General features: G+C 61.7%; 13 protein-coding genes. 3 read left to right on the top strand and 10 right to left on the bottom strand.

Going from position 1 to position 12,867, the window contains the following annotated elements:
• Window positions 1-129 precede the first annotated feature (129 nt).
• The 5 genes from C8K44_RS17205 to C8K44_RS17185 form a co-directional block, all read right to left on the bottom strand.
• Window positions 130-687, bottom strand: coding sequence for an OmpA family protein (locus tag C8K44_RS17205; protein WP_109577149.1), 558 nt, complete (start codon window positions 685-687; stop codon window positions 130-132).
• Window positions 688-797: 110 nt separating this feature from the next.
• Window positions 798-1,361 carry a GNAT family N-acetyltransferase gene (locus C8K44_RS17200; RefSeq protein WP_109577039.1) on the bottom strand — a complete coding sequence of 188 codons (564 nt, stop codon included), beginning with the start codon at window positions 1,359-1,361 and terminating at the stop codon, window positions 798-800.
• A 2-nt stretch (window positions 1,362-1,363) separates the two neighbouring features.
• Entirely contained in the window at window positions 1,364-2,215 is an 852-nt protein-coding gene (sseA, locus tag C8K44_RS17195) for a 3-mercaptopyruvate sulfurtransferase (RefSeq protein ID WP_109577038.1), read from the bottom strand.
• A 15-nt stretch (window positions 2,216-2,230) separates the two neighbouring features.
• On the bottom strand, window positions 2,231-2,974 hold the full coding sequence (locus tag C8K44_RS17190) for an alanyl-tRNA editing protein (RefSeq protein WP_109577037.1): 744 nt from the start codon (window positions 2,972-2,974) through the stop codon (window positions 2,231-2,233).
• Window positions 2,974-4,008, bottom strand: a complete 1,035-nt coding sequence (locus tag C8K44_RS17185; protein WP_109577036.1) for a cysteine synthase A — start codon at window positions 4,006-4,008, stop codon at window positions 2,974-2,976. Before C8K44_RS17185 ends, C8K44_RS17190 begins: the two co-directional genes overlap by 1 nt.
• Before the next feature lie 188 nt (window positions 4,009-4,196).
• Between C8K44_RS17185 and C8K44_RS17180 the strand changes: the two genes are divergently transcribed.
• On the top strand, window positions 4,197-5,018 hold the full coding sequence (locus C8K44_RS17180; RefSeq protein ID WP_109577035.1) for an SDR family NAD(P)-dependent oxidoreductase: 822 nt from the start codon (window positions 4,197-4,199) through the stop codon (window positions 5,016-5,018).
• A 130-nt stretch (window positions 5,019-5,148) separates the two neighbouring features.
• Here C8K44_RS17180 and C8K44_RS17175 read toward each other — a convergent pair whose 3' ends face one another.
• From C8K44_RS17175 to C8K44_RS17165, 4 genes are all read right to left on the bottom strand, one after another.
• Window positions 5,149-6,507: a DEAD/DEAH box helicase gene (locus C8K44_RS17175; protein ID WP_109577148.1), complete on the bottom strand. Its 1,359-nt coding sequence runs from the start codon at window positions 6,505-6,507 to the stop codon at window positions 5,149-5,151.
• Between the two features lie 334 nt (window positions 6,508-6,841).
• Window positions 6,842-7,018: a hypothetical protein gene (locus C8K44_RS27730; RefSeq protein ID WP_199227125.1), complete on the bottom strand. Its 177-nt coding sequence runs from the start codon at window positions 7,016-7,018 to the stop codon at window positions 6,842-6,844.
• A 186-nt stretch (window positions 7,019-7,204) separates the two neighbouring features.
• On the bottom strand, window positions 7,205-7,951 hold the full coding sequence (deoD, locus tag C8K44_RS17170) for a purine-nucleoside phosphorylase (RefSeq protein ID WP_109577034.1): 747 nt from the start codon (window positions 7,949-7,951) through the stop codon (window positions 7,205-7,207).
• Window positions 7,952-8,058: 107 nt separating this feature from the next.
• A complete protein-coding gene (locus tag C8K44_RS17165) occupies window positions 8,059-10,650 on the bottom strand; it encodes a PAS domain-containing sensor histidine kinase (RefSeq protein WP_109577033.1) in 2,592 nt (863 codons plus the stop codon).
• 208 nt (window positions 10,651-10,858) lie between these two features.
• Here C8K44_RS17165 and C8K44_RS17160 point away from each other — a divergent pair, with 208 nt between their 5' ends.
• A complete protein-coding gene (locus C8K44_RS17160; RefSeq protein WP_109577032.1) occupies window positions 10,859-11,617 on the top strand; it encodes a flagellar biosynthetic protein FliO in 759 nt (252 codons plus the stop codon).
• 68 nt (window positions 11,618-11,685) lie between these two features.
• Here the strand turns inward: C8K44_RS17160 and dksA are convergent, their stop codons facing one another.
• On the bottom strand, window positions 11,686-12,102 hold the full coding sequence (dksA, locus tag C8K44_RS17155; RefSeq protein WP_109577031.1) for an RNA polymerase-binding protein DksA: 417 nt from the start codon (window positions 12,100-12,102) through the stop codon (window positions 11,686-11,688).
• 244 nt (window positions 12,103-12,346) lie between these two features.
• On the opposite strand from dksA, the gene C8K44_RS17150 reads away from it, so the two are divergent.
• On the top strand, window positions 12,347-12,850 hold the full coding sequence (locus tag C8K44_RS17150; protein WP_109577030.1) for a histidine phosphatase family protein: 504 nt from the start codon (window positions 12,347-12,349) through the stop codon (window positions 12,848-12,850).
• Window positions 12,851-12,867: the final 17 nt, after the last annotated feature.

The raw sequence follows: 12,867 nt of genomic DNA, 5'->3' as shown, positions 1-12,867 counted from the left end.
CGCCGCACGTTATGGCGAGTGGCAGCGCTCGCCCACCCGATTTCCTCCACCGACTGTTCTCCATCGAATGGCAATGAGAAGCCCGGCTCAGGCGAGCCGGGCTGCATCGATGGAGTTGAACTCAGGCCTTTATCGAATGAACGCGTCGTAGCGGCGCAGGGTCACCCGGCGATTGCGCCAGTTCTCGTTCTGCGTCGGCACGAGCAGGAATTCCTCGCCATAGCCGACCGTCTCCAGCGCATAGCGGGGAATGCCGAACTCGCGCACCAGCGTCTGCTTGAGAGACGCGGCGCGGCGTTCCGACAGCGCCTGGTTGGAAGCGAACGAGCCGACGGCATCGGTATGGCCTTCGATCAGTACCCGCGCGCCGGGATCCCGATGCAGGATGCGATCCAGTGCATTGGCGATGTTTTCCACCTTGCCGTACTGGGAATAGGGAACTTCGGCCGAGCCAAAGGCGAAATTGATCGACTGGATGTCGATCGACGGAGCCATGCGACGAAGGTCGGGCCGCCGCTTGAATTCGCGGACAGTGACGCGCTGGTTGGGCTGGATCCTTGTTGTCGGCGCCGCCTGGAGCTGCCGCTCGATCTGCGCCGCCGATGGCGTCGTTGCCTGCGCTGAAGCGTAGGACGGTGCGGCAAGCACGGCAATCAGAGCGGCGGCAAGCATGCGGCGGTTCAACATCTTCATTCTCCTTGCATATTTCGGCCATCCGGCCGGAAGTGATGCGAGGTAAATGGCAGAAGCTGGCTGAAGCGGCGATGAACAGGCGGTTCAGCGGATGTTGTAGGTGATCAGGGACGCATCACGCTTGCCGAGCGCTCGGCAAAGGTCATCGTGCGAACAATTTCGGTCTTCTGCGCGACCGGCGAGAAACCCATCTTCTGATACAGCGGCAGCGCTGCGGGATGGTCGAGCGTGCAGGTCTGCACCGTGACCTTTCGCGGCCGATAGGACCATGCCGCGGCAATCGCCGCCCCGAGGAACCACCGACCGATCCCCTGCCCCATGGCGTGATCCATCATGCCGAAATAGGCGAGCTCGACCTCATCGGGCAGATGCGGCTTGATATCCATGAACCCAGCCGGCGCGCCATCGAGATAGAGCACCCTGATATCACGATCTTCGCGATGGAGGCCGGCGGCAAGTTCTTCGTCGTCTAGCCTGAGGATGTTGACCCAATGCCATTTGCGGCCGACGCGGTCGGCCAGATAGCGGTAGAAATGCAGCGGAATGTCACGTGTCTTGAGAAGCGCGATCTGGCGATTGACTGGCAGCGGCGGCGTGTAGGCCGGCGGCACGTGCATCTCCAGAAAGGTAACCGTGACTTCGATGTTCTCGCTGCGATTGGCTGCCATATTCATGCTTTCCCCGTCACCACCGGGGTATCGGACATACCGCCCCATTCCGTCCACGAGCCGTCATAGAGACGATTGTCGCCATGGCCGAGCGATTGCAGCGCAAGCGTGATGACGGCGGCGGTCACACCTGAGCCACAGGAGGTGACGATGGGCTTGGACAGATCAAGCCCGGCCGCCTCGAGCGTTGTCTTCAGACGATCGAGCGGCAACAACTCGCCGTTTTGGGAAAGCGTGCCAACGGGTACGTTGCGCGCGCCGGGCATATGGCCCGAGCGCAAGCCGGCGCGCGGTTCCGGATCGGTGCCTTCGAAGCGCCCGGGCGAACGAGCGTCCGCGATCTGGGCGCTGCCGCTATCAACGACCTTGCGCATCTCGGCGAGCGAAACGACCTTCGACGCATCATAGTCGACATGGAAAAAGCTCGGGGCGGTCCTTGTCGGCTCAGATGTCACCGGTCGCCCGGCCGCCTTCCAGCGGTCGAAGCCACCATCCAGAATGTAGACCTGGAATACACCCATGATGCGGAATATCCACCACACACGTGGTGCGGCCATGAAACCGGGACCGTCATAGATCACGATCGTGTCGTCAGCCGAAATCCCCATCGAACCGGCAAAGCGCGCGAACAGCGAAGCCGACGGCAAAGTGTGCGGCAAGGCCGACTCCGGATCCACGACCAAGTCCTGGTCGAAGAAGACAGCCCCAGGAATGTGGGCCGCATCGTACTCCGCGCGGGCGTCGCGCTTGAGTGCGGGCATGTACCAGGAGGCGTCGACGATCGACAAACCCGGGGTGCCCAGCCGCTTTTCCAACCAGTCCGCATCAATGACGAACGCGCTTTTCTCGCTCATGGCAACTTCTCCGGTTCAGATAGCGGGCATCGCGCCGAAGCGGATGCGGAAGCGGCGGTTCTCGCGCCCCTTCTTTTCGATCTTGCCTATGTGGATATCGCCGATTTCGGCTGTGCCGGCGACATGGGTTCCGCCGCAGGGCTGGCTATCGATCGATCCGTTGTCGCCGATGCAGACCAGCCTGATCTGGCCAGTCCCCGATGGTGGGCGCACATTCTTCGACTTCACCAGGTTCGCATTGGCGGCGAGTTCGTCGTCGGAAATCCAGCGCGTGCAGATCGGATGGTTGGCTCGTACGAGTTCCATCAGCTGCGCCGTTACATCTTCCTTAGTGAAACCGGCATCGGGCAGATCGAAGTCGACGCGCGAATCGTCTTCGCTGACCGCAGCCCCGGTGATCGGGTACGGGCAGACGACCGTCAGGAGATGGCAGGCAGCGTGCATGCGCATCAACAGATGCCGGCGCGGCCAGTCGATTGCCAGCTTCAGCCGCTCGCCGATCTCAGGCCTTGCCTGATCGAGCGCCGGCACATGGATGATCTCGTCCTTGGTCTCGCCGGTAATCGTGGCCGAAACGGCAATCCGGCTACCGTCATTGCGTATCAAGGCGCCGGTATCGCCCGGTTGTCCGCCCGACGTTGCGTAAAAAATCGTCCGGTCGAGGATGACGCCGCCACGATCATTGACCCCGACGACATTGGCCTCGGTCTCGCGCAGATAGGCATCTTCGCGAAAAACCGCCTCGGTGGAGAATGCCATCACACCACCTGTTCGAACGGAACAGTAATATTCGGCTCGCTCTCCATCCAATCGGGCACAGGCAAGCTCTTGCTGCGCAGGAAATCCGGATTGAACAGCTTGGACTGATAGCGCGTGCCGAAATCGGCAAGCACGGTCACAATGGTGTGGCCCCGCCCGAGCTCGCGGGCGAGCCTGATCGCCCCGGCAATATTGATGCCGGTGGAGCCGCCAACGCAGATGCCTTCTTCCTGGATCAGCCCAAAGACGATCGGCAGCGCCTCTTCGTCGGGTATCTGATAGGAGAAATCAGGCGTGAAGCCATCCAGATTGGCGGTGATGCGGCCCTGGCCAATGCCTTCGGTGATGGACGTGCCTTCTGCCTTGAGTTCACCTGTCGTGTAGTAGCTGTAGAGTGCGGCCCCCAGAGGATCGGCGAGTGCGATCTTGACTGCGGCGCTCTTTGCCTTCAGCCCCATGGCAACGCCGGCCAGCGTTCCCCCGGTCCCGACGGCGGAGACGAAGCCATCGACCTTCCCTCCGGTCTGTTGCCAGATTTCTTCCGCTGTGGTGCGGATGTGTCCGTCGCGGTTGGCGACGTTGTCGAACTGGTTGGCCCAGATGGCCCCGTTCGGCTCGGACTTTGCCAGTTGTTCGGCGAGGCGGCCTGAAACTTTCACATAGTTGTTCGGGTTCTTGTAGGGGACTGCCGGAACCTCGATCAGTTCGGCGCCCAGAAGGCGCAGGGCATCCTTCTTTTCCTGGCTCTGGGTGTCTGGAATGACGATCACCGTACGGTAGCCGAGCGCCTTGGCAACCACGGTCAGACCAATGCCGGTGTTGCCGGCGGTGCCTTCGACGATGACGCCGCCGGGCCTGAGCAGCCCGCGCTTTTCAGCATCGCGGATGATGAACAGGCCAGCTCGATCCTTGACCGACTGGCCGGGATTCATGAACTCGGCCTTGCCGAGGATCTCGCAGCCCGTTTCTTCCGAGGCTCGCTTGAGCCGGATGAGTGGCGTGTTGCCAATGGCATCGATCACGGAGCGCATCAAGATTCCTTCCTAATTCTGCCGAGAACCCTAGAAATGTGAAGCGGCGCTTTCAAGGGATGAAATTCTCTGGACCAGTGTATGTGGGGGTCAACGAGCGCAAGCCCTTATGGTGCCGGCCTAAAACGGCCTTTCCATATGGGTGGGGCCTCGGCTAGAGCTTCATCAGCTACACTGCCGAGGGATTTGAAGTGAGCACATATCGGGCCAGTCCAGAAGACGGAGTCGCGTGGATTACAGGCGGCAGCACCGGCATCGGCCGAAGCGTAGCCCGCATGCTGGCGAGCGAGGGCTACACGGTTGCCGTCACAGTCCGTCCCGATGATCCGATCGACTCGCTTATTGACGAAACCAAAGGCATGAAAGGCCGCGTGCTGTCATTTCCCTCCGACGTCACCGACGAAGCCGGCATGGCAGCTGTCGTCGCGGCCATCGAAGCGAAGGCGGGAGCCATCGTGCTCGCCATCTTCAATGCCGGCACCTATACGTCGGTGACAGGCACGAACCTCGGCATTGGAGCCTTTCGCCAGAGCTTTGAAGTCAACGTCTTCGGCGTCCTCAACGGTCTTGTCCCCGTCATCGAGCGCATGCGCAATCGCGGCCGGGGCCATGTCGTGTTCATGGGCTCGATCAGCAGTTATTTCGGCTGGCCGACGACTGCTGCCTACGGCGCCACCAAAGCCGCGGTCAACGTCATGGCTGAAGCGCTGAAGTTCGATTTCGACAAGATGAACGTCCGAACGCAGGTGATGAACCCAGGGTTCATCAACACGCCGCTGACCGAACAGTCGCCCTTCTCGATGCCGGCGATGATGGAAGTCGACGCGGCAGCCGCGCGCATATGCAAATCGATACGCAAAGGCGGCTTTGAGGCTACGTTTCCGCGCCGCCTGACCTGGGGTATGAAACTGCTGTTCCTGCTGCCACGTCCGCTACGGGAAAAGGCGCTGCGAATCGCCACGCGCTGGCAGGCCGAGCCGATGATCTACCTCAGGCGTTCAAGCTTCGACTGAAGTGTCGCTGGAACGATAGCTAGGATCGCTATCGCCCCCCAAATGAAAGGGCGGCCGAGGCACCGCCCCGACCGCCCTAACCTATCTAGCTAGCCGCCAGCAATGGACCAAGCTGGCCCATTCTGCTGAATCATGCTGCGCGCGTGTTCGGCTTGCGTGCGCCGAAGCGACGCTTGCCGCCCTTGGGGGCCGCGCCCTTGGGACGGTCGCCCTTTGGCTTTCCGCCATTGTTGCCACGCGGGCGCTGACCGCCGGGGCGGCGCTCCTCGCGATCGCCACGGTCGTTGGCCGGTACGAAGCTGCGCGGCTCGCCGGCCGGGCGAACCGGATCCGGCTCACCAAGATGGTCGGCATCGATGGTCAGCTTCATGCGGATGATGCGCTCGACCTGCCTCAGCTTGGAGTTCTCAGAAGGATCGACCAGCGTGACAGCCACGCCGTTGGCGCCGTTGCGGCCGGTACGGCCGATACGGTGGACGTAGCTCTCGGCTTCATCAGGCAGGTCGAAGTTCACGACGTGGCTGATGCCGGGCACGTCGATGCCGCGCGCTGCGATGTCGGTGGCGACTAGGATGCGGACCTTGCCTGCGCGGAAGCCGTTGAGCGCAGCTTGGCGGGCATTCTGCGACTTGTTGCCGTGGATGACGGCGGCGGGGAAGCCATCCCGATCCAGGTCCTTCACCACACGGTCGGCGCCATGCTTGGTGCGGGCAAAGACCAGTACCGAAGTCATGGCTTCGTCAGACAGCATCTTCGCCAGGATCTGGCGCTTCTGCTTGGTGCGGGCGAGGATGATGCTCTGGCGGATTTCAGCGGCGGTCGTGCTCTGCGGCGCAACCTCGACGCGAATCGGATCCTTGAGCAGGCCTTGCGCCAACTCGGCAATCTCGGCGGGCATGGTTGCCGAGAACAGGGCGGTCTGACGGTTGCGCGCGGTCGCCTTGGCGATGCGCTTGACGTCGTTGATGAAGCCCATGTCGAGCATGCGGTCGGCCTCGTCGAGGACCAGCCACTGCGTATCCGCGAGCACGAGGTCGCCCTCGCGGACGAGATCGGTCAGGCGGCCCGGCGTGGCAATAAGCACGTCGACGCCCGGAGCGATCTTCTTGACCTGCGAAAAACGCGACACGCCGCCGAGGACGAGCGCCGTCGAGATGTGCGCGCCCTTGGCAAGAATCTTGATGGTGTCTTCGATCTGCACGGCGAGCTCGCGGGTCGGCGCCAGGATCAGCGCACGCGCAGTCTTGGGCCGGCGCTTGGTGCCGAGGGCAATGATCTTCGACAGGATCGGCAAGGAGAAGGCAGCCGTCTTGCCAGATCCGGTCTGGGCAATGCCGAGGATGTCGCGACCCGCCAGCTGTGCCGGGATCGACTCGATCTGGATCGGCTTGGGCTCATTGAAGCCCGCCAGATGCGTTGCCTTGAGCAGAGCGCCGGTAATGCCGAGTTTGGCGAAGCCGTTCAGCTCCGCATTGATTTCATTCGTCAATATCTTCTTCTTTCGTGCGACGGCAATCCGCCACAAACAACAATGGCGGCAGGGCGCAACCTGCCGGCCTCAATCTCTCGTGAAACGACAAGGCGGCGGACGAGTGTCCGCTCGGCTGCGCTGTCGTGCCCGCTGGCCTCATGCCGCAGGTCTATTTCGCCGCTTGCCGTTGCCGGAAAGGGTGAAAACAGACGCAACCAGTCTCTCTGAGGAGAAAGCCGTAAGCCCGGCTCAAGCGCCTATGACGCCGCATATGGATGATTTGGCAACAAATTGCAAGCCTGCCATGCTGCAACGCAACATAGCAAACCGGTCATCCTACCGCCGCACACCGTCACGCGGTGCCGACAACCTCGTTGAAAGTATCCAGATCGACGTAGAATATCCTGGTGATCGCGATGATCAGCTCATCACCCCAATAGCCATGCGACTTCAAGATGTTGACTGCGGTGAGTATGTCGACCGGCTCGGTCAGACGCCTCTTCATGCTTTCCTCGACAAACTGTTCCATCAGGCTGCCCCTTCGTCCAATTGCCCATACGCAATGAACACAGACCAGAACGCCCAATCAGTATGGATCGCAGCTTGCGCGGAACTTGCCGGCGCAGCCGGCGATTCCATTTTTTGAGCGGGATGACGCGGGAAAAGCGGCCGACTCACAAGGCCATGAAGATGTTAGCACGCGCATTGGGCCACGCTAGAGCCGAGATCCTCGCTGCTCTGCCGTTGGCGTTCCGGCCGCAACATCGAGTGCGAGCCGCACCATATCGGAGAACAGCTCCTGCCGCTCGGCGGGATCGGTCTCCTCGCCAGTCACCAGACTGTCGACCACTGTGCAGATCGACAGTGCCTTCGCTCGAAAGCGGGCAGCAACGGTGTAGAGGGCGTTGGTTTCCATATCGACCGCCAGCGCACCATGCGCCCGAACACCGGCGAAACGCCCTAGCACGTCAGGGTGGTAGAAAACGTCGCTGGACGCCGTCTGGCCGACATGATGATCAAGGCCAAGTTCGACGGCACGCTCTGCCGCGCGGCGAAGCAACTCGAAATTCGCGCTCGGAGCGTAGTCATAGAACCCAAAAAGCTGGCTGTTGATCGCACTGTCGCTGCTCGAGGATTGGGAGATGACAAGGCTGCGCAGCTTGATGTGTTCGGCAAGTCCACCGCAGGTGCCGACACGGATCAGCGTCTTTGCGCCATAGGTCTCCAGCAATTCATGGGCATAGATGGCCAGAGAGGGGGCGCCAATTCCAGTCGTCTGGACACTTACCGGCACGCCTTGGAATCTGCCGGTGTAGCCGAGCGCACCTCGCAGCCGGTTCACGCAGCGGACGTCTTCAAGAAAAGTGGATGCGATCCATTCCGCGCGCTGGGGATCGCCGGGCAGCAGCACGGTTTCGGCGTAGTCGCCTCGTCTTGCTTCGTTGTGCGGCGTTGTCTGCATTTGTCCACCCCGACGACGCGCTTGCCGGCATGATGGCATCATAAATGCCTGCGGGAAAGCGATTCAAATGGTCGGGCAGACCTGCGCGAAGCCTATTCGCACAGCTTTCAGCTTTCAAGCACCTCTTTGACGACCGTTGCCAGTTGCTTGAGCGAGAACGGCTTAGGCAGGAAACCGAACTGCGCATCCGCAGGCAGGTTCTTGGCAAAGGCGTCTTCCGCGTAGCCGGAGACGAAAACGAACCTGATGTCGGGCTGGCGCTTGCGCAATTCACCCAGCAGCGTCGGCCCATCCATCTCTGGCATCACCACGTCGGAAACGACGATATCGACCTGGCCCTGAAGCTCGTCGAAAATCTCGAGCGCCTCGACGCCGGAGGATGCTTCGTGCACGGTGTAGCCACGCGAGGTCAACGCCCTGACCCCGCCCATGCGCACCGCATCCTCGTCCTCGACAAGCAGCACGGTCGCCGAACCGGAAAGATCCTTGGCGACGGCGCTCGGCGCCGGTTCAGACTTGGCAACAGCGGCGGTCTCGGCGCCAGCCTTGACCTCATCCACCGACACGGCCTTGACGACATGCCTGGGCAGGAAGATGCGGAATACGGTGCCCTTGCCGACTTCGGAGTCGCAATAGATGAAGCCGCCGGTCTGCTTGATGATGCCGTAGACCATCGACAGGCCAAGGCCAGTGCCCTTGCCGACTTCCTTGGTGGTGAAGAACGGCTCGAAAATCTTCTTCAAGACCTCGGGCGCGATGCCGCTACCGGTGTCTTCGACCTCAACCAGCACGTAGTCGGCTGGCACCAGCTCGCGATATCCATAGCCCTTGCACTCTTCGACCGACACATTCTTGGTTCGAACCACCAGGTCGCCACCGGCTGGCATCGCATCGCGCGCGTTGACCGCGAGATTGACCACCACCTGTTCGAGTTGGCCAATGTCGGCGCGAATTGGCCAAAGGTCACGGCCATGGTCGATCTTGAGCTTGATGCTGTTACCGACGAGGCGTGCCAGAAGCGTGCGGAGATCGGCGAGAACATCGGTGAGATTAAGCACCTCGGGACGCAGTGTCTGCTTTCTTGAGAACGCCAGAAGCTGCCTGACCAAGGAGGCCGCGCGGTTGGCGTTCTGCTTGATGTTCATGATGTCGGGGAAAGACGGATCCGACGGGCGGTGGTTGGTCAGCAACAGGTCGGACGCCATGATGATAGCGGTCAGCACGTTGTTGAAGTCGTGCGCGATGCCGCCAGCGAGTTGCCCCACAGCCTGCATCTTTTGGCTCTGCGCCATCTGGTTTTCGAGCGCCTTCTGCTCGGTCGTCTCGACAGCGTAGACGATAGCCGCCTCTTCGGCGCCCTCAGCATCCGAGCCGTCGGCCACGGCATTGACGTAGAAACGCATGTGGCGCTCCTCGTTGTCGGGCATCACCGTGTCGATGGGCGCAATGTCAGCCTGGCGCTGATGTGCTTTTTCGAGTGCAGCCGCAAAGGCAGCCCGGTCGCGCTCGTGGATGACCGTATCCAGACGCACCCGCCGATCGACCGCGTCGCGATCGACGACCGACGAGAACAGCGACAGGAACGGCGCATTGGTGCGCAGGATTCGACCGGCATGGTCGACGCCAGCAATCGCCATGGGCGTGGAGTTGAAGAAACGCGTGAAGCGCACTTCAGAAGCACGCAGTTGCGCCGACGAATCCTCACCTTGGGTGCGGTTGAGCACAATGGTTCGCGTCGGACCGTTGACGCCTTCGCGGCTCGCCGAGACACGATGCATGAAGCGCACCGGCAACGCCTCGCCATTCACTGTTGCGAGATCGAGGTCGATCACTGCGTTGCGCGTCGTGCCTGGATCGGCCTTGACCGATCGAACAAGTGCCATGCCGTCGCCGGCGACCACCTCATCCAGGCTAACGGAACCCGGGGTAAAGCTAGCGAGGTCGATGCCGAGCCATTCGGCCAGAGTCGCATTGACGTAGGTGATGCGGCCATCCTGGTCGGCCGAGAAGAAGCCTGCCGGGGCATGATCGAGATGATCGATGGCCTGTTGCAGGTCGAGGAAGAACCGCTCCTGCTCTGCTCTCTCCGGCGAAATGTCGGCAAGCTGCCAGGCGTTCAGCGGCTGGCGCTGACCAGGCACGTTAAAGGCGCGTGCCCGCACCCTATACCAGCGGGCACCTGGCGCAGCGCCTGGCCGGACGGACTGCGCGAGCCGGAACTCGCCGTCACCCGCCTGGCCGTCGCGCAAGCCGGATGCCAGCTGCGAAATGGTCGAAGATGCCTCTGTGACATCCGAGAGCAAACCCTCGACGGTTTTCAGGTCCGATGCCGTCGTCGCACCCGTCATGTCGGCATATGCGCGGTTCGCATAGACGACCCGGCCCTTGGCGTCGGTCACGACCAGGCCTTGCGACATCGAATCGACAAAGGCCTTGGACAGGCCGTCGGAAGGCGAGCGCGGGGAAATCTGGACGAAGCCGATCGCGGTCGCGAAAAGGTAGCCGACGCCGATCATGGCGAGCACGCCGAGCATGCCCAACAAGAACGGGTCGCCGAGGCGCTCACGGAAGACACCGAAGACGATGGCCGCGCCAGTCAAGACGACGATGAAGATGATCAGTCGCGTGATGGCATCGGGGCGCGCCGCCTGATCCACGATCGGAACCGGATAAAAGTCGTTGCGCGTTTCCTTGGCCATGCCCCTGCGAGTCTCTCCGGATCCCTCATACGGAAGCGGTTGAATCACATTCTCCTTACCGGGAAAAGGCCTAGACACAAAAAGGCGGTGCAAGCCCGGGGCAAGATCATGCGCTTAGCCTCAAACTTGCTTGTAACACGCGAATGGCAACTTGCCGTGCGCGGCAGCTAAGGGTTAGTGTCGCCCGGCGCGGCGACGGGGGCAAGACATGTTCGAATGGCTGGATAGCGTAGCTGGACCCGGATATGCGGCAGCGGTGCTGTGGACTTTTGCTGCGCTGGTGCTGCTCGTCATTGTGCTTATCATCGTCAAGCTGATCCGCAGCCTTACCTTCGGCACCTTCGTTGCCGGCGGCAGGAACAGGAAGACGCGCCTCGCGGTCATGGATGCAACCGCAGTCGACAGCCAAAGGCGGCTGGTACTGGTGCGCCGCGACGACATCGAGCATCTGTTGCTCATCGGCGGGCCGACAGACGTCGTGATCGAAACCGACATCCGCATGTCTGCCCCACGCCGTCCGGCGCTGACGGGCAGTGAAAGCGCACAGGACGCTCCGCCGAGACCCCGCCAGCCCGCGCCTGTACAACAGGCGACTCCCCCACAACAGCCAGTTCCGCAGCCGGCGACCCAAGTCCCTGCCCGGCCTCCGCAGCAAGCGGCCCCTGCACCTGTGCAGCCGCGCCCCCCCCTGCCCAAGGTGCCGCTCTCACCAGTACCGCCGGCCCCACCGAGTGCCGCCCCCCAAGCGTACGCTCCACCGGCCCACTCCGTCCCAGTGCGGCAAGCGCCCATGCCTGCACCTGTCGCAACTCCACCTGCCCGCGACGCCATCGACGATGCGCTGATGAGCGAACTGGAAGTTTCGCTCGACGACAAGCCACTGGCGAAACCGGCAAAGGCCGCCGATCCCTCTCTCGACGACGAGATGGCCAAACTGCTTGGCGAGCTTTCGAGCCACAAACGCTGAAACTTGATCGAACAGCAGACGCAAAAAAGGCGGCCGGAGCCGCCTTTTTCATTGCTTCGATTCCGCGATCAGTCGTCTCGATAGACTTTCTCGCGGCGCTCGTGCCGCTCCTGAGCTTCGATCGAAAGCGTGGCGATCGGACGCGCGTCCAGTCGCTTCAGCGAGATCGGCTCACCGGTCTCCTCGCAAAAGCCGTAGGTACCCTCGTCAATCCTCTGCAGCGCCGAGTCGATCTTGGAGATCAACTTGCGTTGACGGTCGCGCGCTCGAAGTTCGATGGCACGGTCCGTCTCGGATGATGCACGATCGGCAAGATCCGGATGGTTGGCGTTTTCCTGCTGGAGTATTTCGAGGGTTTCGCGAGCTTCGCGGAGGATGTCGTTCTTCCAGGCAATCAACTTAGCTCTGAAGTAAGACTTCTGCCGTTCGTTCATGAACGGCTCCTCATCGGAGGGCACGTAGCCAAGAGTAACGGTATCGTTCATTCGACTCACCCGACAACCCCGTTTTGGCGCCTATATATTCGCGGGAAAACCCTCGCACAAGTGCATTCCTCGAAAAGTTAACACTGGCTCGCATGTAACGATTCGGGCGTGGCAAGCGCGCAACTCTCCTGCACAAGAAACGAAGAGTGCCACCGCCCGGTTGCAAGGTGCCTGACGCTTGGTTACATCCTGAGATGGCAATTGGCACAGGCTCATCGGGAGCTTGAGCTCCCGGGAGCGACTTTTGAGCAAGCTCTACCTTCTCAGGCACGCCAAGGCCGGCTGGGCGCTACCCGGCGTCAGGGATTTCGACCGACCGCTCGATGCCACCGGGATTGCGGACGCCGAGGCAACCGGCAAGGCGATGCGTGCCAACGGTTATGTTCCTGAACTGACCCTATGCTCCAACGCCCTGCGCGCACGCGAAACGCTACAAGGCATCGCCGGCCAGGCTGATACCGGGCGTGTGGTTTTCACTGACGACCTCTACAGCGCCGACGCCGCCGGTTATCTCGGAAAGATCCGCGACAATGGCAGGCACGGCTCGGTGCTGGTCATCGGGCACAATCCGATGATGGAGGACCTGGTCATGGCCGTAACGGGTGATGGCGAGGAGGCAGCGATGCATACGCTGCAAACAGGTTTCCCAACATCCGGCCTTGCGGTGATCAGGTTCGAAGGCGACCTTTCCGCAGCCGAACTCGGCCAAGGTTATCTCGAAGCCTTCCTCACACCAGCCGATCTTTGAAATCACACGCCATTTCA

The organism is Aminobacter sp. AP02, assembly GCF_003148805.1.
In the GTDB taxonomy this organism is placed as follows: domain Bacteria; phylum Pseudomonadota; class Alphaproteobacteria; order Rhizobiales; family Rhizobiaceae; genus Aminobacter.
The sequence above is the reverse complement of the archived record's forward strand: the minus strand, read 5'-3'. Positions and strand labels throughout refer to the sequence as shown.

Bases quoted from the DNA above. Each gene is read 5' to 3' on its own strand.
- deoD (WP_109577034.1), bottom strand. From the start codon at position 7,951: ATGCAGACAACGCCGCACAACGAAGCAAGACGAGGCGACTACGCCGAA.
- sseA (WP_109577038.1), bottom strand. From the start codon at position 2,215: ATGAGCGAGAAAAGCGCGTTCGTCATTGATGCGGACTGGTTGGAAAAG.
- C8K44_RS17160 (WP_109577032.1), top strand. From the start codon at position 10,859: ATGTTCGAATGGCTGGATAGCGTAGCTGGACCCGGATATGCGGCAGCG.
- C8K44_RS17200 (WP_109577039.1), bottom strand. From the start codon at position 1,361: ATGGCAGCCAATCGCAGCGAGAACATCGAAGTCACGGTTACCTTTCTG.
- C8K44_RS17205 (WP_109577149.1), bottom strand. From the start codon at position 687: ATGTTGAACCGCCGCATGCTTGCCGCCGCTCTGATTGCCGTGCTTGCC.
- C8K44_RS17165 (WP_109577033.1), bottom strand. From the start codon at position 10,650: ATGGCCAAGGAAACGCGCAACGACTTTTATCCGGTTCCGATCGTGGAT.
- C8K44_RS27730 (WP_199227125.1), bottom strand. From the start codon at position 7,018: ATGGAACAGTTTGTCGAGGAAAGCATGAAGAGGCGTCTGACCGAGCCG.
- C8K44_RS17190 (WP_109577037.1), bottom strand. From the start codon at position 2,974: ATGGCATTCTCCACCGAGGCGGTTTTTCGCGAAGATGCCTATCTGCGC.
- dksA (WP_109577031.1), bottom strand. From the start codon at position 12,102: ATGAACGATACCGTTACTCTTGGCTACGTGCCCTCCGATGAGGAGCCG.